Source organism: Streptomyces sp. NPDC004327 (genome assembly GCF_042873935.1).
Lineage (GTDB): Bacteria > Actinomycetota > Actinomycetes > Streptomycetales > Streptomycetaceae > Streptomyces.
Map to the genome: position 1 here is coordinate 130,393 of NZ_JBIAME010000003.1, position 24,273 is coordinate 154,665.

24 protein-coding genes are annotated in these 24,273 nt (G+C 72.7%); 14 read left to right on the top strand and 10 right to left on the bottom strand.

The annotated features are described in order from the left end of the window. Positions 1–66: 66 nt before the first annotated feature. The gene (locus ACFYU9_RS11070; protein ID WP_389344263.1) at positions 67–1,779 is read right to left on the bottom strand and encodes a hypothetical protein; all 1,713 of its coding nucleotides are present in this window, start codon (positions 1,777–1,779) and stop codon (positions 67–69) included. Continuing rightward, the gene (locus tag ACFYU9_RS11075; protein WP_389344265.1) at positions 1,769–3,436 is read right to left on the bottom strand and encodes a hypothetical protein; all 1,668 of its coding nucleotides are present in this window, start codon (positions 3,434–3,436) and stop codon (positions 1,769–1,771) included. Before ACFYU9_RS11075 ends, ACFYU9_RS11070 begins: the two co-directional genes overlap by 11 nt. A gap of 211 nt (positions 3,437–3,647) precedes the next feature. On the opposite strand from ACFYU9_RS11075, the gene ACFYU9_RS11080 reads away from it, so the two are divergent. After that, complete coding sequence (locus ACFYU9_RS11080) at positions 3,648–4,124, top strand: SRPBCC family protein (protein ID WP_389344267.1); 477 nt, start codon at positions 3,648–3,650, stop codon at positions 4,122–4,124. Between the two features lie 64 nt (positions 4,125–4,188). Then, positions 4,189–4,554 carry a VOC family protein gene (locus ACFYU9_RS11085; RefSeq protein ID WP_389344269.1) on the top strand — a complete coding sequence of 122 codons (366 nt, stop codon included), beginning with the start codon at positions 4,189–4,191 and terminating at the stop codon, positions 4,552–4,554. On the opposite strand, the gene ACFYU9_RS11090 is transcribed toward ACFYU9_RS11085, so the two are convergent. The 3 genes from ACFYU9_RS11090 to ACFYU9_RS11100 form a co-directional block, all read right to left on the bottom strand. Further along, positions 4,502–5,275, bottom strand: a complete 774-nt coding sequence (locus tag ACFYU9_RS11090; RefSeq protein WP_389205134.1) for a class I SAM-dependent methyltransferase — start codon at positions 5,273–5,275, stop codon at positions 4,502–4,504. The genes ACFYU9_RS11085 and ACFYU9_RS11090 overlap by 53 nt on opposite strands. A gap of 274 nt (positions 5,276–5,549) precedes the next feature. Then, a complete protein-coding gene (locus ACFYU9_RS11095) occupies positions 5,550–6,317 on the bottom strand; it encodes a transporter substrate-binding domain-containing protein (protein WP_389344271.1) in 768 nt (255 codons plus the stop codon). 9 nt (positions 6,318–6,326) lie between these two features. After that, a complete protein-coding gene (locus ACFYU9_RS11100) occupies positions 6,327–7,262 on the bottom strand; it encodes an aldo/keto reductase (RefSeq protein ID WP_389344273.1) in 936 nt (311 codons plus the stop codon). A 237-nt stretch (positions 7,263–7,499) separates the two neighbouring features. On the opposite strand from ACFYU9_RS11100, the gene ACFYU9_RS11105 reads away from it, so the two are divergent. Continuing rightward, a complete protein-coding gene (locus ACFYU9_RS11105) occupies positions 7,500–8,996 on the top strand; it encodes an alpha/beta hydrolase (protein ID WP_389344275.1) in 1,497 nt (498 codons plus the stop codon). A gap of 31 nt (positions 8,997–9,027) precedes the next feature. Here ACFYU9_RS11105 and ACFYU9_RS11110 read toward each other — a convergent pair whose 3' ends face one another. From ACFYU9_RS11110 to ACFYU9_RS11120, 3 genes are all read right to left on the bottom strand, one after another. Further along, on the bottom strand, positions 9,028–10,515 hold the full coding sequence (locus ACFYU9_RS11110) for a PTS transporter subunit EIIC (RefSeq protein ID WP_389344277.1): 1,488 nt from the start codon (positions 10,513–10,515) through the stop codon (positions 9,028–9,030). A 42-nt stretch (positions 10,516–10,557) separates the two neighbouring features. Continuing rightward, positions 10,558–11,478 (bottom strand): N-acetylmuramic acid 6-phosphate etherase, encoded by a 921-nt coding sequence (gene murQ, locus ACFYU9_RS11115; RefSeq protein WP_389344279.1) that lies wholly within the window; start codon positions 11,476–11,478, stop codon positions 10,558–10,560. Between the two features lie 87 nt (positions 11,479–11,565). Beyond that, positions 11,566–12,549 carry a MurR/RpiR family transcriptional regulator gene (locus tag ACFYU9_RS11120; protein WP_389205128.1) on the bottom strand — a complete coding sequence of 328 codons (984 nt, stop codon included), beginning with the start codon at positions 12,547–12,549 and terminating at the stop codon, positions 11,566–11,568. 54 nt (positions 12,550–12,603) lie between these two features. Here ACFYU9_RS11120 and ACFYU9_RS11125 point away from each other — a divergent pair, with 54 nt between their 5' ends. Together ACFYU9_RS11125 and ACFYU9_RS11130 are read left to right on the top strand one after the other, a co-directional pair. Then, complete coding sequence (locus tag ACFYU9_RS11125) at positions 12,604–12,960, top strand: hypothetical protein (protein ID WP_389205127.1); 357 nt, start codon at positions 12,604–12,606, stop codon at positions 12,958–12,960. After that, the gene (locus tag ACFYU9_RS11130; RefSeq protein WP_389205126.1) at positions 12,957–13,226 is read left to right on the top strand and encodes a DUF4031 domain-containing protein; all 270 of its coding nucleotides are present in this window, start codon (positions 12,957–12,959) and stop codon (positions 13,224–13,226) included. Before ACFYU9_RS11125 ends, ACFYU9_RS11130 begins: the two co-directional genes overlap by 4 nt. 135 nt (positions 13,227–13,361) lie before the next feature. Here ACFYU9_RS11130 and ACFYU9_RS11135 read toward each other — a convergent pair whose 3' ends face one another. Next, entirely contained in the window at positions 13,362–14,576 is a 1,215-nt protein-coding gene (locus ACFYU9_RS11135) for a Cmx/CmrA family chloramphenicol efflux MFS transporter (RefSeq protein WP_389344750.1), read from the bottom strand. Positions 14,577–14,836: 260 nt separating this feature from the next. Here ACFYU9_RS11135 and ACFYU9_RS11140 point away from each other — a divergent pair, with 260 nt between their 5' ends. Continuing rightward, entirely contained in the window at positions 14,837–15,409 is a 573-nt protein-coding gene (locus tag ACFYU9_RS11140; protein ID WP_389205124.1) for a DinB family protein, read from the top strand. 198 nt (positions 15,410–15,607) lie between these two features. Here ACFYU9_RS11140 and ACFYU9_RS11145 read toward each other — a convergent pair whose 3' ends face one another. Then, the gene (locus ACFYU9_RS11145) at positions 15,608–16,303 is read right to left on the bottom strand and encodes a hypothetical protein (RefSeq protein WP_389344281.1); all 696 of its coding nucleotides are present in this window, start codon (positions 16,301–16,303) and stop codon (positions 15,608–15,610) included. A 178-nt stretch (positions 16,304–16,481) separates the two neighbouring features. Between ACFYU9_RS11145 and ACFYU9_RS11150 the strand changes: the two genes are divergently transcribed. The 8 genes from ACFYU9_RS11150 to acpS all read left to right on the top strand — a co-directional run bounded on the left by ACFYU9_RS11150 (position 16,482) and on the right by acpS (position 24,269). Further along, on the top strand, positions 16,482–17,924 hold the full coding sequence (locus ACFYU9_RS11150; RefSeq protein ID WP_389205121.1) for an MFS transporter: 1,443 nt from the start codon (positions 16,482–16,484) through the stop codon (positions 17,922–17,924). Positions 17,925–18,111: 187 nt separating this feature from the next. After that, on the top strand, positions 18,112–19,284 hold the full coding sequence (locus ACFYU9_RS11155) for a trans-sulfuration enzyme family protein (protein ID WP_389344283.1): 1,173 nt from the start codon (positions 18,112–18,114) through the stop codon (positions 19,282–19,284). A gap of 120 nt (positions 19,285–19,404) precedes the next feature. Beyond that, positions 19,405–19,974, top strand: a complete 570-nt coding sequence (locus tag ACFYU9_RS11160) for a MaoC family dehydratase (protein WP_389344285.1) — start codon at positions 19,405–19,407, stop codon at positions 19,972–19,974. A 75-nt stretch (positions 19,975–20,049) separates the two neighbouring features. Beyond that, positions 20,050–20,892 carry a class I SAM-dependent methyltransferase gene (locus ACFYU9_RS11165; protein ID WP_389344287.1) on the top strand — a complete coding sequence of 281 codons (843 nt, stop codon included), beginning with the start codon at positions 20,050–20,052 and terminating at the stop codon, positions 20,890–20,892. Next, positions 20,889–21,932, top strand: a complete 1,044-nt coding sequence (locus ACFYU9_RS11170; RefSeq protein WP_389205117.1) for a methyltransferase domain-containing protein — start codon at positions 20,889–20,891, stop codon at positions 21,930–21,932. Before ACFYU9_RS11165 ends, ACFYU9_RS11170 begins: the two co-directional genes overlap by 4 nt. 29 nt (positions 21,933–21,961) lie before the next feature. After that, complete coding sequence (locus ACFYU9_RS11175; RefSeq protein WP_389205116.1) at positions 21,962–22,852, top strand: diiron oxygenase; 891 nt, start codon at positions 21,962–21,964, stop codon at positions 22,850–22,852. A 57-nt stretch (positions 22,853–22,909) separates the two neighbouring features. Then, positions 22,910–23,806 carry a hypothetical protein gene (locus tag ACFYU9_RS11180; RefSeq protein WP_389205115.1) on the top strand — a complete coding sequence of 299 codons (897 nt, stop codon included), beginning with the start codon at positions 22,910–22,912 and terminating at the stop codon, positions 23,804–23,806. 1 nt (position 23,807) lies between these two features. Then, complete coding sequence (acpS, locus tag ACFYU9_RS11185) at positions 23,808–24,269, top strand: holo-ACP synthase (RefSeq protein WP_389205114.1); 462 nt, start codon at positions 23,808–23,810, stop codon at positions 24,267–24,269. Positions 24,270–24,273 lie beyond the last annotated feature (4 nt).

Genomic DNA, 24,273 nt, shown 5'->3' on the forward strand with positions numbered 1-24,273 from the left:
CGAGGGCGGCACCCCCACTGGGGGTGCCGCCCTCGGGCTTTCGCGGCCGGTCGTGCGGACTGCGGGTCAGCGCACGTCGACGTAGTCGTTGTACGCGGCCGGCGCGTTGAAGTGCGTGCCGTCACCGTTGTGCCGGATGGTGTACGAGCCGTCCACCGTCGCCGTCGTCCGGAACGTCACCGCGCCGTTCCAGGCCGTGCGGCCGGTCGCCAGCTGCTTCCACGCCGAGGAGCCGCGGGCCTGGAACCACAGGGTGACGGGAGCGTTCCCGTACCCCTTCCACACGCCGCCGACCGCCTGCTGGAGCGTGCCGGTCACGGTCATGGCCGCGCCCTTGCGCACCGGCTCCGGGTTGGCGTTCACGCCGATGATCCGCGTGGCGGTGCGGACCATCCGGAACGTGACGCCGGTGGACTCGGTGAACTCGTTGCTCAGCACGTGCCGGACCCGGAAGAAGCCGCCCTGGCTCCTGCCGTTGAGGTTGTAGAACGCGGGGTAGCTGTTGTTGCCGAGGGAAGTGGTGGCGATGGTCCGCCAGCCGGTTCGGCCGTCGGCCGAGTTCTCCAGGAGCAGCGTCTCCGGAGGGGTCCAGCTGAACCACTGCTTCGGGTTGTACCAGGGACGGAAGGCGCCGATCACATTGACCTTGCCGTCCGCGGCGAGGGTGCCGCGGGCGACGAGGACCCGGGCCTCCTGAGGCATCGCCAGCTGGCCGTTGGCGCCGGAGAAGTACAGGAACGGGTCGGTGGGGGAGACCGTCCAGCCGTCCACCCGGATGCCGGGAGTGGCCGGCAGCTGGGCGCTGAAGCGGCCGTCCGCGTCGGTCGAGACCGTCTGGGCGACGGGGGTGTCGTAGGAGCCGGAGGCCAGGCTCACCCGGACCTGCTGGTCGGCCACGGGGGCGTCGGCGTTGTTCGGGTCGGTCATGCGGCCGGTGACCGTGACCTTCTCGCCGGGCAGCACGCGGGCCTTGTCTGCGGTGGCGGTCACGTTCACGCGGCGGCTGTTGTAGCCGAGGAGCCCCCGCGTGAAGTCGTACGAGCCGTGCACCTGCTCGCTGTTCTCCGCGTACGAGACGCGGAACTCCTCGCCGATCTTCACGTCGCCGTACGACTCGCCGCTGAACGCGCCCGTGTCGTCTGTGGTCGCCGTCTGCGCCGGGGTGCCCTCGGCGGCCAGGCGCTGCACGGTGATGCCGCGGCCGGGGATCGGGACCAGGTCGCCGGAGCCGGGCTGGACGCCGACGAGCGTGCCCGAGGGGTGGGTGCTGCGGTCGTTCCAGCTGGGCGCGGAGAAGCCGACGTCGAGCTGCGGCTTCAGGGTGAAGTCGAGCGTGCCGGCGTCGCTGCGGGTCAGGGTGTTGCCGAGGGAGTCGGTCGCCGTGACGTCGATGGCGTATTTGCCGAGCTCCGGGATGGTGCCGCCGTCCTCGGTGAGCTTGAGCGCCTCGCCGACGGCCAGGGAGTAGAGGTTCTTGTTCCAGGACGCCTGGGTGAGGGCGGGGATCTCGGCGACGACGGCGTCGCCCTTGCGGATCTTCGCCGACACGGCGGTGATGGTGGCCGAGGGGGCGTCCGTCCACGTGTTCACGTGGAAGGCGCCGCGCTGGTACTCCTCGGTGACGGCGTGGCCGATGCCGACGGTGGCCGGTGCCGGGGGCGCCGGCTCCTCCGCGAGGGCGGGGGCGGTGCCCGCGCCGAGGGCGAGGACGGTCAGCGCGGCGAGCAGGGACGCGGCGCGCGCGGTGGCGCGGGCGGAGGGGTGGAGGTCAGAGCGCATCGATGTACTTACCCTTCGCCTCGCTGTAGAAGTAGCCGTTCTGCGACTGCTTCAGCACGATCCACGAGCCGTCGCCGTAGTTCTTGGCCCGGAAGTTGAAGTTGCCGTAGGTGTTGGTGGGTACGTCGCGGCTCACCCAGTACCACTGGGTGCCGCCCTTGGGCTTGAACAGGAGCATGACCTTGGCGCCGGCGAGCGGCTTCCAGGTGCTGCCGATCTTCTTCTGCACCGTGCCGGTGACCGTCATGTGCGAGTTCACGCGCGGCCGGGTGGGGCTGATGTTGAAGGCGGAGAAGCGGGTCTCGATGCGGGAGAGCCTGGCCGGGGCGGCGTCCCGCGCGGCGAAGAGGTCCGTCTCGTAGTGGTACAGCCGGTAGGTGGCGTTGACGTAGCCCCAGGCCGTGATGTCGGCCTTGCAGTAGGTGAAGCTGTTGTCCCACTGCGTCTTGCCGTACTTCAGGTTGCCCCAGGTGCGGCCGCCGTCGAAGGACACCTGGAGGTACACGGGCTCGTTCTCGCAGCTGCCGCCGTTGACGCGGGCGGTGGCGTGGACGGAGCCGAACTCGTCCAGGGTGGTGCGGACGCCGCTGTACCAGATCGGCTGCGGGACGGCGATCTGGCCCTGGTCGAAGTTGATGTTCTGGAAGTACACCGACGGCCGCAGGAACGTGTACACCTGCGTGGCGTACGTGGCCCGGGCGCCGTACGAGAAGGTGCCGGCGGCCGTGGCGGTCCCGCTGCCCATCACGTCGGTGCCCGGGTCGGTGCGGTCGTAGTACTGGGGTTCGAGGTTCCTCGTCACGACCGGCGCGTTCGCGAACGGCTGCCAGCCGTCCTGGGTGAGCCGCTCCACCCGGCCGGAGACGGTGACGTCGGTGCCCTTGGCGACCCGGTACTTGTTCAGATCGGCGTTGATCCGGTACTGGAGGGTCTCGACGCCGACCTCCGGCACCTTGTACCCGGCGTTCGGGTCGGTGTCGGCGGCGGCCTCGACGACCGTGGCGCTGCCGCCGCGGACCACCGCGTTCGGGGTGAACGGCAGCGAGAAGCCGCCGCCGGCGCCGGTGACGGCGGTCGCGTCGACGGTGTGCCAGTTGCCGCCCATGAGGTCGCTCAGGCTGAGCGAGACCTTGACCTTGGTGCCTTCGCGGGCCGCGGTCCGCGCGCCGGTGGACGGGTCCCAGGTGGTCGCCGCGCCGGACAGGACGAGGTCACGCTGGTCGTAGCTGGTGGTCTTGTGGTCGAAGGACAGCTTGCTGACACCGGTGTGCAGCTTGTGGCTGTACGTGCCGCCGGTCCACTTCTGGACGGTGCCGGCGGGCAGCCGGTACTCGACGACGACCGGGTAGTCGCCCAGCGGCGTGCCCTCGGGCAGCTTCAGGGTGTCCGCGGTGGCCCAGCCGTAGGGCCGGTCGGTGGCCTCGTCGGCGGACTGCCAGCTGAGGTCGTCTGTCGAGGCGAGCACGGCGGCGTCCGGGGCGCTGGAGGCGAGGACGCTGACCTTCACCCACACGGCTTCCGACGTCAGGTCGACGACGATCCGGCCGTCGTCCGAGGTGGTGGTGCGGGTGACGCCGGCCGCGTGCGCGGCGGGCGCGATGACCAGGGCGGGCAGCGCGAGGCCCGCGGTCAGAGCGAAGACGGTGGCCGCACGCACGAGGGCATGCGGACGTGTGCGCGTAGAGCGCATGAAAGGGACCCCCCACAGGTCAGACGTGCGGCGCGCGTGGTGGCGGGCCGCGTGGTACGCACGATAGCGCTTGTTGTTGAACGCGTTCACCGGATTGTTCGGGTAGGCGGCGGGCGGCGGCCGGGGCGATGCTGGTGGGAGAGCCCGCAGCGGCTGCGGCGGGAGGCGAGAAAATGTCATGATCACGCTGCTGACCACCCCGGCGGACCGCGAGCTGGTCATCACCCGCACCTTCGACGCCCCCGTGCGGCGCCTCTGGGAGGCGTGGACGCGCCCGGAGCACGTACGCGCCTGGTACGGCGCCGCCGGGCTGACCATGTCGGTCTGCGACATCGACCTGCGCCCGGGCGGCGCCTGGCGCTGGGGCCAGCGCACCCCGGACGGCCAGGAGATCGTCTTCTCCGGCACCTACCAGGAGATCCTCCCGGCCGAGCGCCTCGTCTACACGGAACGCTTCGAACAGATGCCGGACGCCGCCCCGGTCCACGTCACCCTCGCCTTCGACGCCACCCCGGCCGGCGGCACGGCCCTGACCAGCACGTCCTTCTGGCCGTCTTCGGAGGTCCGGGACCAGGCGCTGGCGGCGGGGATGGAGACGGGGGTGCGGGAGCAGTACGACAGGCTGGCGGAGTACCTGAAGGGGATGGGCGACTGATCGGGCCGTGGTGGCGGGTGAAATCCCGGGCGGGGGCGGGGCGTTGGTTCCTAGGGTGCTGTCCATGGAGCTTTCCGCGATCACCCTCGACTGCGCCGACCCGCTCGCCCTCGCCGACTTCTACCACCAGGCCACCGGCCTGCCCCTGCACCCCGCCAACCGCCCCGACTTCGCCGGCCTCCAGCGCGACGGCGGCCTTCTGCTCGGCTTCCAGCGCGTCGACGACTACCGGGCGCCCGAGTGGCCGGGCCAGACCGTGCCGCAGCAGGTCCACCTCGACTTCGACGTGGACGACCTGGCGGCGACCGCGGCCCGGCTGCTGGCCCTGGGTGCGACGCGCCCGGAACCGCAGCAGGACCCCGACCGCTTCCTGGTGCTCATCGACCCGGCGGGACATCCGTTCTGTCTGTGCCCGCGGCGGGCGGGGTGACGAACAGCCCGGCCCAGAGGAACGATTCGCCGAAGTGCGGGGAGTCGGCCGGTTCGTCGCGCATGCGGCGGAGCGCGAGCTCTTCGAGGCCGGCGGTGTCGGCGAAGAGGGCGCGCAGGGCTTCGGCGGTGTAGGCGAGGCCGCCGTGGAGGGAGCGGTCGCGGTAGAAGGCGGGGTCGGGGAGTTCGGAGCCCATGCCGCCTTCGCCGGCGGCGAAGCAGGTGAGGGCGAAGTGGGCGCCGGGGGCGAGGTGGCGGGCGAGGAAGGCGAGGTAGGTGGGGCGGCGGTGGGGCGGGAGGTGGTGGAAGCAGCCGGAGTCGTAGATCAGGTCGTACGGGCCGCGGTCGCCGATCGCGTCGAGGGCGAAGGCGTCGCCGTGCAGGAAGCGGACGTCGAGCCGCGCCTCGTCCGCCCGCTCCCGGGCCCAGTCGAGCGCGGCGCCGGACAGGTCGACCGCGTCGACCTCGTAGCCGTGGGCGGCGAGGTGCAGGGCGTTGCGGCCCGGGCCGCAGCCGAGGTCGAGGGCGCGGCCGGCCCGGTCGCCCGTGGGGATCAGGCCGCGGTCGAGCAGCTCGGCGAGGTTCTCGTCCGGTTTGCCGACGAAGAACGGCACCGGGCGGGAGCGGTCGTCGTAGAAGCCCTGCCACTTGTCGGTGTCGGCCGTGAACAGGCCGTCCAGGAGCCGGAGGACGTCCTCGGGTGTGCGTGTGGTGCGATCCATGCCGGAACGCTAGGGGAGGAGCGGCGGAAGGGCCAGGTCAGAGGTGGTGTGAGGGGGTTCGGGCGAGGCGCTGGACGGGGGGCTGCCGGGCATCCGCGTACGGGGACGGCGCCCCCGTCCCGCACCTCCGGGAGAGGGTCGGGGAGGGGGCGCCGCGGGTCGCCTCGGGGGCTTTCTCAGTGGTGCGTGAGCACGAAGTTGGAGCCCTGGGCGCAGTGGGCGCCGCCCGCCGCGCACACCGGACTCAGCCGGACTCGGTCGGACTCGGCCGGACTCAGACGGACGAGGCTGCCGGGGGCGCCACCAGGTTCGGGTCCTGGCCGGCCCGGCGCAGCGACTCCGCGACGAAGCCCGTCGCCTTCAGCTCCTCCACCGTCGCCCGCAGGAACGCCACCGTCTCCGGCGACCGCCCGACCGTCGTCCCGACCGCCTGCCGGATCTCCATGAACCGCTCCTCGATCAGCCGCACCTGCGGGTGCGCCGCCGCGTACGCCGTCATCGGCTGCCGGATCCCCGCGCCCGCCTCCAACTCCCGCTCCGCGAAGGTGTCGACGCCCTCCTCGCCCCGCACGATCTCCGCGTGCCGCAGCGTGCGGGTCAGATAGAGGTCGTACGCCGAACCCGCCTTGACCCCGATCCGTACGCCCGGCGCGTCGACGTCCGCCGGAGTGCGCAGCGCGGAGTCGCGAGGGACGGCGTACACGCCCTCGATGACGACGTAGGGCGCCGTGAACGCCACCTCCGCCTCGCGCGCCGGCTCGACCGCGAGGAAGCACAGGTCGGCCCGGCCCGACGCCATCGCCTCGTACGACTTGCGCGCCGCGTCGAAGCAGAGCAGCTCCACGGGCAGGCCGAGCCGCGCGCCGATCTCGCGCGCGAGGTCCACGGTGATGCCGGACGGGGCGTCCGGGGTGCCCTGGGCGAGGACCGGGTTGCCCAGGTTGATGGAGGCGCGCAGCGTTCCGGCGGGAGCGAGGTCCGCGGCGATCTTCGTCAGGTCGGCGCCGGTGTCCGCGCTGGTGTGGGCGTTGGTGTCGGTCATGGGCGGAGTCTAGGCAGCGGCGCGGTGCACGCCGTCGAGCAGGGCCAGTTCGTCGTCGGTGAGCGCGATCGAGCCCGCCGCCACGTTCGCCGCCAGGTGCGCCGGGTCGCCCGTGCCCGGGATCGCGAGCAGGTGGGGGCCCTGGTGGAGGGTCCAGGCGAGGCGGATCTGGGCCGGGCTCGCGCCGTGCGCCCGGGCCACGCTCAGGATCTCCGCCGGCTCGCCGGCGGTCGCCCCGCTCTCCCGCCCGGCCGCGGCGATCGCGTAGAAGGGCACGAACGCGATGCCCTGTTCGCCGCAGTCGCGCACGAACGCCTCGTACTCCGGGCGCACCCCGATCCCGTACATGTTCTGCACGCAGACGACGGGCGCGATCCGGCGGGCCTCCGCCAGGTGCTCGGGCGTGACGTTGGAGAGGCCGAGGTGGCGGATGAGGCCCGCCTCGCGCAGCTCGGCGAGCGCGCCGAAGCGCTCGGCGACCGAATCGGTGCCGAGGACCCGGAGGTTGACGACGTCCAGGTGGTCGCGGCCGAGCTGGCGCAGGTTCTCCTCGACCTGCGCGCGCAGCGCCCGCGGCGTGCGGGCGTGCTCGGTCCAGGCGCCGGAGGCGTCGCGGGCGGGGCCGACCTTGGTGGTGATGACGAGGTCGTCGGGGTAGCGGCCGGAGGGCGAGGCGAGGGCGCTGTTGATGAGCTCGTTGGCCGAGCGGAGCGGGGAGAAGTAGAAGGCGGCGGTGTCGATGTGGTTGACGCCCAGCTCGACAGCCCTGCGCAGGACCGAGATCGCCTGGTCGCGGTCGCGCGGTACGGCGTGCTCGACGAGCGCCTCGCCGGTCTGCGGCAGACGCATCGTGCCGAAGCCGACGCGGTTGACGGTGAGGTCGCCGAGCGTCCAGGTGCCGGAGGCTGAGGCGTGGGGCGGCGTGGTGGTGAGGGCTGTGGTCATGGCGGGGATGATCTCCTGTGCGGGGCGCCGGGGTAAAGGAGTAGCGGATCTCCGCGGCCCGTGGCGGGGTGCCGGGGCGAGTGGGTGGCGGATCTCCGCGGCCCGTGGCGGGGTGCCGGGGCGAGTGGGTGGCGGATCTCCGCCCCGTCCCGTCCCGCGGGGCAGGGGGATAGCCCCACCCCGCACCCGCGTGCCTGCCGGATGGGTCGCTGACGCCTCATCAACAAGGCTGTCCGCATGAAGACTTCCGCGGGAATCGCCCTCGTCGCAGCCGCCCTCACCTCCGCCACCCTCGCCGTCCCGGTCGCCCCGGCCTCCGCCGCCGGGCCCGCGGGAGCCGCCGGGGCGGCCTCGCTCGCCTGGGCCGCGTGCGGGCCCGCCGGGCTCCACCAGGAGTGCGCCACCCTCTCCGTGCCCCTCGACTACGCCGACCCCGACGGCCGCCAGGTCTCCCTCGCCGTCTCGCGCGTCGTCAGCGCCGATCCCGCCGCCCGCCGCGGCACCCTCCTCGTCGTGCCCGGCGGCCCCGGCAGCTCCGGGGTGCAGCAGCTCAGCTCGAAGGGCGCGCGCCTGAAGGGGCAGCTGGGGGAGGCGTACGACCTGGTGGCGTTCGATCCGCGGGGCGTCGGCGGCAGTTCGAAGGCCGGGTGCGGGCTCGCCGAGGAGGACCGGCACATCGCGACCCTGCGCGCCTGGCCCACCGCCGACGGCGCGATCGGCGAGAACGTCGCCCGGTCCCGCCGTGTCGCCGAGGCCTGCGCCCGCAACGGCGGCCCGGAGCTGCGCGGCCTCACCACCGCCAACGAGGTCCGCGACATGGACCGGCTGCGGGAGGTGCTCGGCGAGGACAGGATCTCGGCGTGGGGCACCTCGTACGGCACGTACGTCACCGCGCAGTACGCCCAGAAGTTCCCGCGCCGCACCGACCGGGTCGTCCTCGACAGCAGCGCCGACCCGAACCCGGGGTTCGTCGCCCGGGGCTGGCTGCGGGACATGGCGGCCGCCGCCGACATCCGCTTCCCCGACTTCGCGGCCTGGGCCGCCCACCCGGACCGCGCCGCCGACGGACTGCGCCTGGCCGACCGCGCCGAGGACGTCCGCCCGCTCTTCCTCGACCTCGCCGCCCGCCTCGACCGCGCGCCGAAGCCGACGACCACGCCCGGGGTGCCGCTCACCGGCAACCTGCTGCGCCAGGCCCTGCAGATGGCCCTCTACTCCGACTCCCAGTTCCCGTCCCTCGCCCGGCTGATCGAGCAGGCCCGCACCGACGGCGAGACGCCCGTCCTGCCGGGCGGGCTGGCCGGCCCGATGCCCGACGCGGACGCGGCCGTGACCGTCGGCGTCATCTGCAACGACGTGAGGTGGCCCGCCTCCGTGCCCGCGTACGAGCGCGCCGTCGCCGCCGACCGCGTCGCCCACCCGCTGACCGCCGGCATGCCCGCCAACATCACGCCCTGCTCGTTCTGGAAGGGCGGCCCCGTCGAGAAGCCCACCCGCATCACCGATGCCGGCCCCTCCAACATCCTCATGATCCAGGGCCTCCGCGACCCCTCCACCCCGCACTTCGCCGGACTGAAGATGCGCGCGGCCCTCGGCGACCGCGCCCGCCTCGTCTCCGTCGACCACGGCGGCCACGGCATGTACCTGGGCAACGGCAACGCCTGCGGCGACCGGACGGTCACCCGCTTCCTGCTGACCGGGGAGCGCCCGGCGGCCGACGTGACCTGCCGCTAGGCATGTCCTGCCGATCACGCCCGGGCAGGGCTCAGAGCTGGGCGGGAGCCGGGTCCGACGGTGCGGTGACCGAGAGGGGCTCCGGCTCCGTGTCCACGTCGTACTCCTCGATCATCGCCTTGCTGAACCCGAAGAAGTACGTGGCCAGGAAGCCCGCCACGTACCCGGCCAGCAGCCCGCCCGCGTAGATCGCGGCCGTCGTGCCCAGGCCACGGTCGCCGGCGAGGAGCGGGAAGAGGGCCCAGCCGGAGGGGCCGATGGCGGTGGCGCCGACCTTGTCGCCGAGCATGCCGAAGAGGCCGACGAAACCGCCGCCGAAGGCGCCGCCGACGCACGCGGTGACGAAGGGGCGGCCGAGGGGGAGGGAGACGCCGTAGATGAGGGGCTCGCCGACGCCGAGGAAGCCGGCCGGGAGCGCCGACCTGATGGTGCGGCGCAGCGAGCGGTTGCGGGGGAGCCTCAGGTAGACGGCCATGGCGGCACCGACCTGGCCCGCGCCCGCCATCGCCAGGATCGGGAGGAGGACGGTGTAGCCCTGCTGCTCGATGAGGGTGGTGTGGATCGGGATCAGGGCCTGGTGCAGGCCGAGCATCACCAGCGGGAGGAAGAGGCCGCCGAGGACGAAGCCGGCGCCGGCGCCCGCGTGCGCGAGCAGCCAGTTCGCGGCGTCGCCGATGGCCCGGGAGATCCCGCCGGCCACGGTCATCAGGCCGAAGACGGTGACCAGGCCGGCGACGAGCACGGTGAGCGTCGGGGTCACCAGGACGTCCAGGGACTCCGGCACCCAGCGGCGGCACCACTTCTCCACGTACACGGCGAGCACCGCCGCGCCCAGCGCGCCGAGCACACCGCCCTGGCCGGGCGCGAGGGGCCGGCCGAAGACCTCGATCTTCGCGACGCCCGCGAAGACGATGACGGAGGCGGCCGCGCCGCCGAGGACCGGCGTGCCGCCGAACTCCCGGGCCGTGTTGTGGCCGACGAAGACCGCGATCAGCGCCATGAAGCCGCCGGCGACGGCGGCGAGCGCCGGGGTGACGCCGGGGAGCCAGCCCAGGTTGACCAGCAGACCGCCCAGGGCCGCGATGATGCCGCAGCCGATGAGGGCGGGGATCAGCGGGACGAAGATGTTCGCGAGGCGGCGCAGCAGGAGCTTGCCGGGGGTGGCGTTCCGTGCCGTGCGGGCGGCCTTGAGGGCCGCGCCCCGGCCGGCCAGCTCCTCCGCGGTGGGGGCCGCTCCCGGAGCCCTGGCCACCAGGGCCTCGAACTCCGGGGTCACGCGGGCGACCGTGCCGGGGCCGAGGACGATCTGGTACGTGTCGTCCTCCACCACGCCCAGGACGGCCGGCAGGGCCTTGAGGGACTCGTCCCGGACGAGCGAGCGGTCCCGCAGACCCAGCCGGAGCCGGGTCATGCAGTGGGCCACGGAGTCGATGTTCGCGGCGCCGCCGACGAGGGGGAGGATCGCGGCGGCGAGGGCGCGGTTCTTGTCGGCGGTGCCCGCTTCTCTGTCTGTGCTCATGGGGGTGGCGCCTTGCTGTGAGGGGGTGGCTGCCTCTGGGGGTCAGGCGTGCAGGGCCGCGCGCAGGTGGCCCTGCGAGTCGGTCAGCCGCTGCTCGGCGGTCTTGGCGTCGAGGTCGGCGAGGATCATCAGGATCGCGGTCTTCACCTCGCCGTCGGCGGCGGCGAGGGCCGTCTCGATCTGCTCGTCCGGCGCGCCGGTGGCCAGTGCCACGATGCGGCGCGAGCGGGCCTGGAGCTTGTCGTTGGAGGCGCGGACGTCGACCATCAGGTTTCCGTAGGTCTTGCCGAGCCGGATCATGGTGATCGTCGAGATCATGTTGAGCACGAGCTTCTGGGCCGTGCCGGCCTTCAACCGGGTGGAGCCGGTGAGGAGTTCGGGCCCGGGCACGACCTCGATGCCGTGCTCGGCGGCCGCGGCGAGCGCGCTGTCCGGGTTGCAGGACAGGCCGATGGTGAGCGCGCCGAGCGCGCGGGCGTGCTCGACGGCGCCGATGGCGTACGGGGTGCGGCCGGAGGCGGAGATGCCGACCACGGTGTCGTCGGCGGTGAGCCCGAGTGCGGTCAGGTCGGCGGCGGCGAGCTCCGCCGAGTCCTCGGCGCCCTCGACGGCCCGCACCAGCGCCTCCGGGCCGCCCGCGATCAGGCCGACGACCTCGGACGGGTCGGTGTTGAAGGTGGGCGGGCACTCGCTGGCGTCGAGGACGCCGAGCCGGCCGGCCGTGCCGGCGCCCATGTAGACGAGCCGGCCGCCGCGCGCCATCCGCTCGGCCGTCGCGTCGATGGCGGCGGCGATGGCCGGGAGCTGCCGGGCCACGGCGGCGGGGACGGTCTGGTCCTCCCGGTTCATGAGCGCGGCGATCTCGGCGGTGGGCAGCCGGTCGATCTCGGCGAGCTCGGGGCGGAACGCCTCGGTGGTGAGGGTGGCGAGCTGGGCGCGCAGTTCGGAGTACGTGGCGGACACGGATCGCTCTTTTCCGAGGTCGGAGAACGGCGGGGGTCGGAGAACTGAGGGGGTTCGGTGGCCGGTAGCCGGTGTCCGTGGCGGCGGTCAGCGGCTGCGGGGGGTGTGGCGGTGGGCGAGGGCCTCGTACGAGGCCGCCAGGGCCGGCGCGGCCGTCTCGTACGTACGCTGGGTGACGCAGGTGAACAGGCAGTCCACGACCAGGAGTTGGCTGGTGCGGGAGGACATGGCCGCCGGGCGCAGCTCGCTCTCGCGGGCGGTGGAGGTGGTCAGCACGTGGTCGGCGTACTGCGTCACCGGGCCGTCCGGGCGGCCCGTGATGGCGACGGTGGTGGCGCCGTGGTCGAAGGCGACGCGCAGCGGTTCTATGACGTCGCCGGTCGAGCCGGAGTGGGTGATGGCGATGGCGACGTCGCCGGAGCGGAGCTGCACGGCGTTGGTGACGGCGAGGTGCGGGTCGCTGTGGGCGTGCGCGATCAGGCCGATGCGCAGCAGCTTCTGGGCCAGGTCCTGGGCGACCAGGCCGGAGGCGCCGACGCCGTAGATGTCGACGCGGCGGGCGGTGGCGAGGGCGGCGACGGCGGCGCCGAGCTGCACGGTGTCGAGCCCGGCGGCGGTGTCGGCGAGGGTCTGCTGCTCGTCGTACGCGAGCTTGGCGACCACGTCGGCGACCGGGTCGTCGACGGCGATGTCGGCGGTGACGGAGGGTGCGCGGCCGGACTGCTGCTGGGCGGCGAGGCCGGCGAGGGCGAGCCGCAGGTCGCGGTAGCCGGGGTAGCCGAGGAGGCGGGCGGTGCGCACGACGGTCGCCTCGCTGGTGCCGGTGAGCTCGGCGAGACCGGTGACCGTGAGGGCGGCGCAGCCGGCCGGGTCGCCGGCGACGGCCTCGGCGACCCGCTGCATGGAGCGGGTCATGGAGGGGGCGAGGGTCCGCACCTTGGCCGCGAGGGCGGCGGGGGCCGGCGGGGCCGAGGCGGAGGCGGCGGCGGGAGCGGCTGCGCCGCCCGCGCCCGCACCGGTGCCGGCGCCCGCGCCAGCGCCGGTGAAACTTTCCTTCACGTCATGGGTCACAATTGAAAGATATTTTCGGGCGGAGGGGGCGTCAAGAAGGGTGACAATGTGAACATGGACGACATCGACCCGCTGGAGCAGTCCCTCCATGCCGCCCGCGCCCTGGTCCTCGCCGATCTGGTGGCCCGCGAGGTCGCCATGGCGGAGGTCGTCTCGATGGTGGAGGACGCCGTCGCGCACCGCCGCTGGTGGGTCGAGCAGTGGCCGGAGGGGCAGGCCTTCGTCGCCGGCCTGATCGCCCAGGACGTCCAGGACGCCCTGCTCGAACGGTACGGCCGCTGGCCGCTCTGCCCGGTCTGTTCCTCGGGCGACCCGCACGCCCTCGACGTCGAGCCGGAGATGGGCCCCGACCCGCACTGGGTCTGCGGCAAGCAGGGCGTGGTGGTCGCACCGGTGGGCGGACTGACGTGACCCTCTACATCGACCCGCCCACCTGGCCGGGCCACGGCCGCATGTGGTCGCACCTGGTCAGCGACGTCTCCTTCGACGAGCTGCACGCCTTCGCCGCCGCCATCGGCTGCCCGCCCCGCGCCTTCGAGCGCGACCACTACGACGTGCCGTCCGACCACTACGCCTCGGCGGTGGCGGCGGGCGCGGTCGAGGTCGGCTCGAAGGAGCTGCTGCGCAGGCTCACGGAGGCGGGGCTGCGGCGCCCGAAGAGCCGGCCGATGGCCTGAGGCCGGTCGGCCGCGGACCCGGTCGCTTGTGGGCCCGGTGGCTTGTGGACCGGGCCGGCGCGGCCTTGAGGCGGGCGATGACGGTGATGGCGTGGGTGACGGCAGTGCTCATGGTTCCCCCGTGGACGACGGATTTCAGCGAGACGACACGGGCTGGTCGGCGGCGTCCGGTACGTGTGGGGCGTGCGAAGCCACCACCCGGGAACGGGACTTGGTGAGCCGCAGCGACACCGCGACCGCCGCGAGCCCGAGCAGCGTCATGGCCGCGCCCGCCCAGGCCGGCGACGCGTAACCGAGGTCCGCGTCGATGACCGTGCCGCCGAGCCAGGGGCCGCCGGTGTTGCCGAGGTTGAAGGCGGCGGTGGTGGTGGCGCCGGCCAGGGTCGGGGCGGCGCCCGCGACGTTGAACATGCGGGCGTTGAGGGCGGGCGCCGTGTAGAAGGCCGAGACGCCGAGCAGGAAGGTGAGGACGACCGTGGCGACCGGGCTGGACGCCAGCAGGGCGAGCGCCACCAGGATCACGGTCGAGGCGGTGATGCCGCTGAGCAGGACGCCGAAGAGGTGCGCGTCGGCGACCCGGCCGCCGATGTACGTACCGATGAGGGCGCCGATGCCGAAGAGCGCGAGCACGCCGGAGACCCAGCCCGCATCGAGGCCGGCGACGTCGGTGAGCAGCGGCGCGAGGTAGGAGAAGGCGCAGAAGACGCCGCCCGCGGCGAGCGCGGTGATCAGGACGGAGAGCAGCACCTGCCGGTCGCGGTAGATGACCAGCTCGCGCTTGAGCCGGGGCCGCTGCTCCGGCAGGGGGATGTGCGGGATGCGGGTGAGGACGCCGACGAGGGCGATCGCGGAGGCGGCGGCCACGGCCCAGAACGCGGAGCGCCAGCCCAGGTGCTCGCCGAGGAAGGCGCCGGCGGGCACGCCGAGGACGTTCGCGATCGACAGGCCGCCGATCATCACGGCCATGGCCCGCGCCCGCGCCCCGACCGGCACCATCGCGATGGCGACGGCGGCGCCGACGGCCCAGAACCCGGCGCACGCCAGCGCGCTCACCACGCGCGACGCGAACAGCACGGCGTAGTTCGGTGCGAGCGCGCCCGCGACCTGGCCCAGGCCGAAGACGCTGATCAGCGCGACCAGGGTGGTCTTGCGCGGCAGCCGCAGGGTCGCGGCGGCGAGCAGCGGGGCGCCGACGACCATGCCGATGGCGAAGGCGGAGATCAGCAGTCCGGCGCGCGGGATGGAGACGTTCATGTCCTCGGCGATGGGCGGCAGGAGCCCGGACAGCATGAACTCGCTCGTGCCGAGCGCGAAGACGGAGAGGCCGAGGATGTAGACGGCCAGGGGCATGCGGGTGGTCGGATCGGCTGCGGGGCGGGCGGCCGCGGGGGACTCGGGCGTGAGGGAGGCGGCCGCGTGGGATTCGGACGCGGGGGACTCGGGCGCGGGCGGATCGGCCGGGGACGTAGAGGGCATGACATGGGCAACCCGGGGTTTGAGCCTGTCATTCCTCTCACGGCGAACATCTCGCGATTCGGTACGGCCACCGGTGCCGCGGTGCGGGCGGCGAGCCGATAACTCGGTGGCGGATGACGCCTGTTGGGGTGACCATGCGACGCATGACCGACGACACCACCCGCTGGACCCAGGCGACCGTCCACCCCGACATGTGGGCGGATCCCGACGACGATCCGCGCAACAGTGACGGCCCCAGTCCGGACGGCGAGCTCGGCACGCTCCTCGACTGTCTGACGAACTACCGCCTGACGCTGCGCATGAAGTGCGAGGGCCTCGACGCGGAGCAGCTCGCCCGCCGTTCCGTGCCGCCGTCGACGATGTCGCTGCTCGGCCTCGTGCGCCACCTCGCCGAGACCGAGCGCGACTGGCGCGGCTGGATCAGCGCCGACGGCGAGCGGCCTTCGAAGCTCTACGGCCCGCGCGACGCCGACTTCGACGGCGCCGCCCCCGACCAGGCCCTGGTCGAGGCCGCCTTCCGCGACCTCGAACGCGAGCAGGCCGAGACGGATGCCGCCCTGGCCGCCTTCCCGGACCTCGGCGAGCGCGTCGGCAAGGACGGCATCGCGATCCGCGAACTCCACGTCCACCGCATCGACGAGTACGCCCGCCACTGCGGCCACGCGGACCTGCTGCGCGAGTGCGTGGACGGGCGCGTGGGGCAGTAGGGGAGGGAACGGGCCGCCCGCCGGTGCCGGTTCCGGTGCCGGCGGGCGATGCCTGTGGCGGCGGGCGTGTCCTACGCTCCCGGCCCGGCCCGGCCCCGCCCGGCCCCGCCCGGCCCGGCCCGGCCCCGCCCGGCCCGATCCGGCCCCGCCCGGCCCCGCCCGGTGCCGACGGGCGGTGCCGGTGCCGTTGGACGTGTCCTACGCTCCCGGCCCCGTCAGTTCCCCCAGTTCCCGTTCCATGTTCGCCCGCGCCCGCTCCTCCCACACCGCCGCCCCGTACGGCGTCCGGAACAGCCGTGGCAGTGCGAGGAGTTGGCGCAGCACCCCCGCGCGGCCCTCGCGGAAGGCGTCGTCCGGGACGAAGGAGTATTCGTCGCGGACCGCTGAGGTATACCCCCTGTAGGTATCCGGGTCGCTCGCCAGGATCGCCAGGTCGGCGTCGCAGAGGGTCTCGCCGTTGAGGTCGCCGGGGTCGGGGTCGTGGGTGGTGGTGAGGCGGACGAGGCGGGCGACCTCGGTGACCTCGTGGGGGGTGAGGGCGGCTTCGGTGAGGGCCTTTTCGGCCAGGGCGGCGGAGCGTTCCTCGTTCTCGGAGCGGTCGGGGCGGTAGACCGCGTCGTGGAACCAGGCGGCGAGCCGGACGAGCTCCAACTCTCCTCCCTCGCCGCCCTGGTCGGCCAGTTCGTCGATGCGGTCGAGGACCCCCCGCAGGTGCTCGGCGGTGTGGTAGCGGCGCTGTGGTTCGTTCCAGCGCGACAGCAGGTTCCGGCCGTAGGGGAGGGGGTCGGGACCCTCCCGGCCCGACCGGGCTGCCAGCAGGGTCGAGGTCCAGCGGGCCAGGAGTTCCTGGTCGCGCAGTGCGGTCGTCTCGGGCGGCGTCTGGGGCTCCGTCATGGGCGCATTCTGCCGTCACCCGTACCTTCCAACCCGCCGTGGCGCGGGCTTCTTTGTGGGCACCACGTCTCCGGAAGGCCGCCTTCATCTCACTCTTACATACCCCCCATGGGTATGCTACGGTGCTCCACGCAGGTACCCCCCAGGGGTATGTCACCGCGATCGAAGGGCAGGGCAGATGTCAACCGTCAACCCCCGGCGCTGGTGGGCACTTGCCGTGCTCGCCGCCGCCCAGTTCATGGTCATCATGGACACCTCCATCATTGGAGTGGCGCTCCCCGAGATGCAGAAGGACCTGGGCTTCTCGCAGAGCGAGCTCCAGTGGATCTTCAACGCCTACGTGATCGTCTTCGGCGGTCTGCTGCTGCTCGGCGGCCGGCTCTCCGACCTCGTCGGCGCCCGCAAGATCTTCGTCTCCGGCTGGGCGATCATGATCGCCGGTTCGGTCGTCGCGGCCGCCGCGCAGACCGCGTGGGTCGAGATCGCCGGCCGTGCCGTGCAGGGCGTCGGCGGTGCGCTCATCGCGCCCTCCGCCATGACCCTGCTGATGATGCTCTTCATGCACGACCCGCGTGAGCTCGGCAAGGCGATGGCCCTCTACGGCGCCGCGGCCCCGGCCGGCGGCACCGCCGGCGTGTTCCTCGGCGGCGTGTTCACCGAGTGGGCCTGGTGGCAGCTGTGCTTCGTCATCTACGTCCCGATCGGCCTCGCGACCCTCGCCGCGACCAAGCTCCTCCCGAACGTCGAGTCCCGCCGCGGCTCCGTCGACGTCCTCGGCGCCGTCGCCGTGACCGCCGGTCTCGCCCTCGGTGTCTTCGCCGTCGTCCGTGCCCCCGAGGTCGGCTGGGGCGCCACCGCCACCGTCCTCGAACTCGTCGGCGCCGTCGTCCTCATCGCCCTCTTCTTCGTGATCCAGAAGGCCATCCGCGAGCCGCTCATGCCGCTCAGCGTGTGGCGGGTCCCGCGCCTCGGCTCCGCCAACCTGGCGATGACGCTGCTCGGGGCCGCCTGGATCCCGATGTGGTACTTCCTCAACCTGTACCTCCAGCAGGTCCTCCACTACGGCGCCTTCGAGTCCGGTGCCGCGCTGCTCCCGATGACCGTGCTCCTCATGATCTTCATGACGGCCATCACCTCCCGCCTGATGGCCAAGGTCGGCGCCAAGCCGCTCATCGGCGTCGGTCTGCTCGTCCTCGCCGCCGGCCTGGTCTGGCTCGCAGCCGTCGAGCCCACCGGCACCTTCCTGGTCGACGTCCTGCCGGCCTCGCTGGTCGCCGCGCTCGGCATGTCCCTCGCCTACATCCCGACCATGATCGCGTCGATGGCCGGTGCCCCGCAGGAGCAGGCCGGTCTCGCCTCCGGCATCGTCAACACCACCTACAACGTGGGCTCCGCGCTCGGCCTCGCCGCCCTCACCGCGGTCGCCATGTCCCAGGGCGCCGACCAGCTCGGCAACCTGCCGAAGCTGACCGACGGCTTCTCGGCCGCCTTCATCGGCGCCGCGATCATCGCCGCCGTCGGCGGTGTCGTCACCCTCCTGGTGATGAAGGGCGACAAGGCGCTCGCCGCCGGTGCCCCCGACTCCGCCCCGCAGCCGCAGGGCGACAAGGTCGCTGCGTAACGCGCAGCCCGCAAGGGGCCGCCCGACGTTCCTCCCCCGGACGTCGGTCGGCCCCTTTTCCCATTCCCTGAATTCATTCCGGCAGCGCCTTGCCGAAAGCTCCGAAAGGGAACATCCCGTGGATCTGTTCACCCGTGCCGTGCACGTTTCCAATCCGCCTCTTCCCGACGGAAGTTGGCCACTGTCCGTGCCGCTCGTCCAGTCCTCCGTCTTCGCCTTCTCCTCCGCCGGTGAACTGGCCGAGGCGATGGCCGGACCCGACGGGCGGTACGTCTACAGCCGGCGCGGCAATCCGACCGTCCGCGCCCTGGAGCAGACCCTCGCCGGGCTCGAAGGCGGCGCCGGCGCCATCGCGTTCGCGTCCGGGATGGGCGCCATCAGCGGGGTGCTGCTCGCGCTGCTCAAGCCCGGCGACCGGGTGGTGGCGCAGAAGTGCCTGTACGGCGGGACCTTCAGCGTCCTGTCGGACCTGGCCGCGCGGTACGGCATCCACGTCACGTACGTCTCCGGCGACGACCCGGCCGAGTTCGAGCGGGCCGCCCAGCACCCGGCCACCCGGCTGCTCGTCCTGGAGACCGTCGCCAACCCCACCGGCCAGGTCGCCGACCTGCCCGGACTGCTCGCCGCGGCCCGCCGGACGGGCATCACCAGCGTCGTCGACAACTCGCTCGCCTCGCCGGTCCTGTGCCGCCCGCTGGAGCTCGGCGCGGACGTCGTCGTGCACTCCACCACCAAGTACCTCTCCGGCCACTCCGACGTCCTCGGCGGCGCCGCCGTCTTCGCCGACGACGGCCTGCGCCGGGCCGTGTGGCCCCGTACGGTCGAACTCGGGGCCTGCGCCGACCCGTTCGCCGCCTGGCTGACCCTGCGCGGGGTACCGACGCTGCCGCTGCGGATGCGCGAGCACTGCGCCAACGCGGCCGTGCTCGCCGAACGCCTCGCCGCCCGCGACGACGTGGTGAAGGTCCACTACCCGTGGCTGGCCGGCCATCCCTCGTACGACACCGCCCGCAAGGTGCTCTCGGGCGGCGGCGGGCTGCTCTCCTTCGAGCTCGCGGGCGGCCGGGAGGCGGGCCGGGCGTTCATCGAGGGCGTCCGGGTCGCGCGGCTCGCGCTGTCGCTCGGTGGCGTGGAATCGCTGGTCACCCATCCCGCCTCCACCTCCCACCGCGAGCTCGGCGCCGAGGCCCTGGCGGCGGCCGGGATCGCGCCCGGGCTCGTCCGGATGTCGGTCGGGATCGAGTCGGTGGAGGACCTGTGGGCCGACATCGAGCGCGTCCTCGATCAGGCACACGGCAAGGCACGGGGCGAGGCGCGAGATCAGGCCAACGGCGCGGTTCCCGAACAGCCGCTCAACTAGCGCGTGTTTGCGCCAGAAAAAGGGGCCGGCCTCCTTCTTTTGGGTTGACAAAATAAATGACTGATTCGTAGATTGGGTGATGCCAGGGAACGACCACTCCTAGGTCAAGGGGGGCGCGAGATGCGCTACTTCGAGGACTTCCGGCCCGGCGACGTCCACCAGCTGGGCACCGTCACCGTCACGGCGGAGGAGGTGCTGGAGTTCGGCAGGCGCTTCGATCCGCAGCCCTTCCACACGGACCCCGAGCTCGCCAAGGACTCCCAGTTCGGCGGGCTGATCGCCAGCGGCTTCCACACCCAGTCGATGTTCATGCGCCGCTACGTCGACGGACTGCTCGCCTACAGCGCCTGCATGGGCTCGCCCGGCATCGACGAGGTCCGCTATCTGCGGCCCGTGCGCCCCGGGGACGTCCTCACCGCGCGCGTCGAGATCCTTGGCGTCACGCCGTCGCCGTTCAACCCCACCACCGGCACCGTCAAGCCGCGGTGCACGCTGGTGGCCGCCGACGGGACGGCCGTGTTCAGCATGATCCTGCACAGCATCTTCCGGCGCCGTCCCGCCGGGTCCGAGGCCGGTCGTCCGTCGTCGATGCCCGCGGCCGCGGACCCGTCCGGATGCTGCCGCTCCGCCCGGCGGAGCGCCCCCGCCGGCGTCGTGGAGACCGAGCCCGCAGTGGCCATGAGCGCGTGACCGCAGAGCCCCGGTCCCGCGACTGAGCACGGCCGTCCGAAACCCGCCTCACCTATCACCGAAGGGGGACCTCCTGTGGAGGCCGTATCCCGCACCGCCCAGTGGACCGCCGCCGCGCGCGCCCTGGAGACCGAGCGCGAGGACCGGCTGTTCGCCGATCCCTACGCGCGCACCGTCGCCGACCGGATCGGCTTCGAACTGCTCGAGCGCTACGCCGGGGGCGGCACCGTGCCGTTCCTCGCCATCCGCACCACCTACCTGGACCGCGCCATCGTCAAGGCGGTGGAGGAGCGCGGCATCCGGCAGGTCGTCTTCCTCGCCGCCGGCATGGACACCCGCTTCTTCCGGCTGCCGTGGCCCGACGGCGTCACCGTCTACGAGCTCGACCGCCCGGCGCTCCTGGAGGCCAAGGCGGAGATGCTGAAGGACGAGCCGCAGCCCGCCGGCCGCACCCGGGTCCCGATCCCGGTCGACCTGACCCAGGACTGGACCGGCCCCCTCAAGGAGGCGGGATGGAAGAGCGACGAGCCCGTCCTGTGGGTCGTCGAGGGCCTGCTGTTCTTCCTGCCCGAGCAGGCCGTCCGGACCCTCATCTCGCTGCTCGCCGCGCACGCGGCGCCCGGCTCGGTGCTGCTCGGCGACGTCATCTCCCGGGCCGCCCTGGAGAACCCGCTGGCCCGCTCCTTCATGAAGGCGCTGGAAGAGGACGGCAACCCGTGGCTCTTCGGCACCGAGGAGCCCGAGGCGCTGCTCGCCGACTGCGGCTGGGACGTGCGCGAGGTGAAGCAGCCGGGTGAGCCCGGCGCCCACTTCGACCGCTGGCCCTACCCGGTCCCGGCGCGCTCCGTCCCGCGCGTGCCCCGCTCCTTCCTCTTCACGTGTGACCTCCCGACCAGCCAGCAGGAGGTGGCCGCATGAGCGCCCACGACTTCCACCAGAAGGTCATCACCGACGCCGGCGCGGCCGTGCGCGGTCTGACCGTCGCCCTCGGCGAGCGCCTCGGCCTCTACAAGGCCCTCGCCGAGCACGGCCCGCTCACCGCGGGCGAGCTCGCCGGGAAGACCGGCACCGACGAGCGGTACATCGAGGAGTGGCTGCACGCCCAGCTCTCCGCCGGGTACGTGGAGCGGCACCCGAGCTCGCTCACGTACACGCTGCCCGCCGACCACGTCGAGGTGCTCGCCGACCCCACCGCCGTCACCTTCGCCGCCGGCTTCTTCACCGCGCTGAAGGCGCTGTACGCCACCGAGGACCTGCTCGTCGAGGCGTACAGGTCCGGCGACGGCGTCGGCTGGGCCGAGCACGACGCGGCGCTCGACACCGGCATGGGCTCCTTCTTCCAGCCGACGTACGAGCACAAGCTCGTCCCGGACTGGCTGCCGGCCCTGCACCAGGTCACCGACAAGCTGAACGCCGGCGGCACCGTCGCCGACGTCGGCTGCGGCGTCGGGCACACCACGCTGCTGATCGCGAAGGCGTTCCCGAACGCCACCGTGCACGGCTTCGACTACTCCGAAGAGGCCATCAGCATCGCGCGCCAGCTCGCCGAGGAGGCCGGCCTGTCCGACCGCGTCGTCTTCGAGGTCGCCTCGGCCGACGACTACCCGGGCAGCGGCTACGACCTGGTCTGCTTCTTCAACGCCCTGCACGACATGGGCGACCCGGTCGCCGCCGCGCAGCACGTGCTCGGCTCGCTCGACGCCGACGGCACCTGGATGCTCGTCGAGTCGAACGTCTCGCCCGCCGACATCGACACCCAGACCCCGGCCGCCCGCATGTTCATGGCCCTGTCCGCCGTGATGTGCCTGCCGGTCGCCGTCGCCCAGCGCGGCCCGCACGCCCTCGGCAACCACTCCGGCGAGAAGGCGTTCCGCGCCATCGCCGAGGAGGCCGGCTTCACCCGCTGGCGGCGCGCCACCGAGACGCCCGTCAACGCCGTCTACGAAGTCCGCCCGTAGCCCACTCCGAACGACCAAGGAGCGAGATCATGGGCGTTGCCGCCCTGCCCGTCACCGACCGGTTCATGGAGGTCCTGGAGCGGCTCAGCGAGCGCTCCGTCGAGGACTACTACAACCCGTACCAGACCTTCCAGTGGCCCGAGAGCCTGGAGGAGAACCGGTACTGGATGACGCCGGAGCTGCTCACCGTCTACGGCACCGAGCACTTCGACACCCTCGGCGAGGAAACGCTTCAGCGCCTGTCGAAGTGGGAGTCCGTCAACTTCTACAGCCTCAATGTGCACGGCATCCGCGAGCTCCTCATCGAGGTCGTCGGCCGCATCCACATGCCCGGCTTCGAGGTCCCCTCGGACTTCTTCCACCACTTCATCGGCGAGGAGAACGAACACATGTGGTTCTTCTCCGAGTTCTGCCGGCGCTACGGCAACAAGATCTACGGCTCCACCGCCATGCGCGCCGACGCCGCCTGGGAGCCCGAGGTCGAGAACTTCCTGGTCTTCACCCGCATCCTGTTCTTCGAGGAGCTGGTCGACCACTACAACTCCCGGATGGCGAAGGACGATTCCCTCTGCCACACCATCCGCGAGGTCAACCGCATCCACCACCAGGACGAGTCCCGGCACATCGCCTTCGGCCGCGAGCTGGTCTCGCTGCTCTTCCAGCGCATGTGCGAGGCCGTCCCCGCCGAGCGGGTCCGCGAGGTCGAGGCGTACCTCAAGCGCTACGTGGTCTACAGCATCAACTCGCTGTACAACCCGCACGTGTACAAGGACGCCGGCATTCCCGACCCGCTGGCCCTGCGCAACTCGCTGATCGCCGACCAGGGCCGCCGCGCCCACGAGCGCAAGGCGATCCGCAAGCCGCTCTCCTTCTTCCTGAAGACCGGCATCTTCTCCGACGACAGCCTCCCCGTCCTCTGAGAACCGGTCCTGAGCGCGCGCCGAGAGCGCGAACCCACCCTGAGAGGTGAACCGACCATGACCGTGACCACCCCCGCCACCGTCGGGGCGACCGGGGCGACCAGGGGCCTGCCCACGCTCGGCCCGGAGGGGACCCGCCTGCTGCGGCTCCTCGACGACACCTTCGAGGGCTGGGGGGTGACCGCGGGTGCCCGCACCATGACGATGCCCCCGCTGCTCCCGGCCGCAGACCTGGCCCGGCTCGACTACTACGACAACTTCCCCCACCAGGCCGTCGTCGCCGCCCCGCTCGACCTGGAGCGCCGCGCGGCCGCGCCCTTCTCCACCGACACCGGCCGCTTTCCGACCGAGGCCCTCCAGCCGGCCGAGCTCGGACTGCCCTCGGCGTCCTGCTACGCCGTCTACCTGACCCACCAGGGCACCCAGGTCGCCGACGACCACCTGGTGACCATCTGCTCGTGGTGCTTCCGCAAGGAGACGCACTACGAGGGCATGCGGCGCCAACTGGGCTTCCGCATGCGGGAGATCGTGGCCATCGGCGCGCAGCGCCACGCCGAGAACCACCTCGCGGACTTCACCGCCCGCATCCACGCCTTCGCCACGGCACTCGACCTGCCGCTGCGCAAGGAGGCCGCCTGCGACCCGTTCTTCGACAAGGGCGGTTCCAAGGCGCTGCTCCAGCGGCTCACGCCGGTGAAGCACGAGTTCCTGTACGAGGACCTGGCGATCGCCTCGGTCAACACGCACCGGAACTTCTTCGGCGACCGCTGCGACATCACCCTGGAGTCGACCGGCGGTCCGGCCTTCACCAGCTGTGTCGCCTTCGGTCTGGAGCGCTGGCTGTCGGCGCTCACCCGCCGTCACGGCAGCTGGGAGACCGCCACCGAGGCGGTCCTCGACGCGAACGCCCGCATGCGCACCGATGCGAGTCTCGCGGCCGGGCCGGTGATCTGACGTGCCGGCCCGTCCCGTCGCCCCGCCGGCGGGCGGCCTGGGCTGGGCGAACCTCGGCATGGACATCGTGTCCGTCAACCGCGTGAAGAGGCTTCTCGCGCAGTACGGGGAGAAGTTCTTCGAGCGGATGCTCACCCCCGGCGAACTCGACGACTGCCGCACCGCCAGCGGGCTCGACGTCCTGAGCCTGTGCGGCCGGATCGCGGCCAAGGAAGCGGCCTTCAAGACCTTACGGGTCAGGGGCAGGTTCCTGCCCTGGCCGGACATCGTCGTACGGCGCTCCGAGGGCGGCTGGCCGCTCGTGGAGCTGCGCGGTCCCGCCGCGGAGATGGCCCAGGAGTCCGGCATCTCCGAGATCACCGTGTCCATCAGCCACGACGTGGACTACGCGGTCGCGGTCGCCGCGCCGATCATCGCCCCCACCCCTTCCGCCCCCACCCCTTCCGCAAGCAGCAGCAGCTAAAGAG

Bases quoted from the DNA above. Each gene is read 5' to 3' on its own strand.
- ACFYU9_RS11070 (WP_389344263.1), bottom strand. From the start codon at position 1,779: ATGCGCTCTGACCTCCACCCCTCCGCCCGCGCCACCGCGCGCGCCGCG.
- ACFYU9_RS11080 (WP_389344267.1), top strand. From the start codon at position 3,648: ATGATCACGCTGCTGACCACCCCGGCGGACCGCGAGCTGGTCATCACC.
- ACFYU9_RS11085 (WP_389344269.1), top strand. From the start codon at position 4,189: ATGGAGCTTTCCGCGATCACCCTCGACTGCGCCGACCCGCTCGCCCTC.
- ACFYU9_RS11090 (WP_389205134.1), bottom strand. From the start codon at position 5,275: ATGGATCGCACCACACGCACACCCGAGGACGTCCTCCGGCTCCTGGAC.
- ACFYU9_RS11095 (WP_389344271.1), bottom strand. From the start codon at position 6,317: ATGACCGACACCAACGCCCACACCAGCGCGGACACCGGCGCCGACCTG.
- ACFYU9_RS11100 (WP_389344273.1), bottom strand. From the start codon at position 7,262: ATGACCACAGCCCTCACCACCACGCCGCCCCACGCCTCAGCCTCCGGC.
- ACFYU9_RS11105 (WP_389344275.1), top strand. From the start codon at position 7,500: ATGAAGACTTCCGCGGGAATCGCCCTCGTCGCAGCCGCCCTCACCTCC.
- ACFYU9_RS11110 (WP_389344277.1), bottom strand. From the start codon at position 10,515: ATGAGCACAGACAGAGAAGCGGGCACCGCCGACAAGAACCGCGCCCTC.
- ACFYU9_RS11125 (WP_389205127.1), top strand. From the start codon at position 12,604: ATGGACGACATCGACCCGCTGGAGCAGTCCCTCCATGCCGCCCGCGCC.
- ACFYU9_RS11135 (WP_389344750.1), bottom strand. From the start codon at position 14,576: ATGCCCCTGGCCGTCTACATCCTCGGCCTCTCCGTCTTCGCGCTCGGC.
- ACFYU9_RS11140 (WP_389205124.1), top strand. From the start codon at position 14,837: ATGCGACGCATGACCGACGACACCACCCGCTGGACCCAGGCGACCGTC.
- ACFYU9_RS11145 (WP_389344281.1), bottom strand. From the start codon at position 16,303: ATGACGGAGCCCCAGACGCCGCCCGAGACGACCGCACTGCGCGACCAG.
- ACFYU9_RS11150 (WP_389205121.1), top strand. From the start codon at position 16,482: ATGTCAACCGTCAACCCCCGGCGCTGGTGGGCACTTGCCGTGCTCGCC.
- ACFYU9_RS11160 (WP_389344285.1), top strand. From the start codon at position 19,405: ATGCGCTACTTCGAGGACTTCCGGCCCGGCGACGTCCACCAGCTGGGC.
- ACFYU9_RS11170 (WP_389205117.1), top strand. From the start codon at position 20,889: ATGAGCGCCCACGACTTCCACCAGAAGGTCATCACCGACGCCGGCGCG.
- ACFYU9_RS11175 (WP_389205116.1), top strand. From the start codon at position 21,962: ATGGGCGTTGCCGCCCTGCCCGTCACCGACCGGTTCATGGAGGTCCTG.
- ACFYU9_RS11180 (WP_389205115.1), top strand. From the start codon at position 22,910: ATGACCGTGACCACCCCCGCCACCGTCGGGGCGACCGGGGCGACCAGG.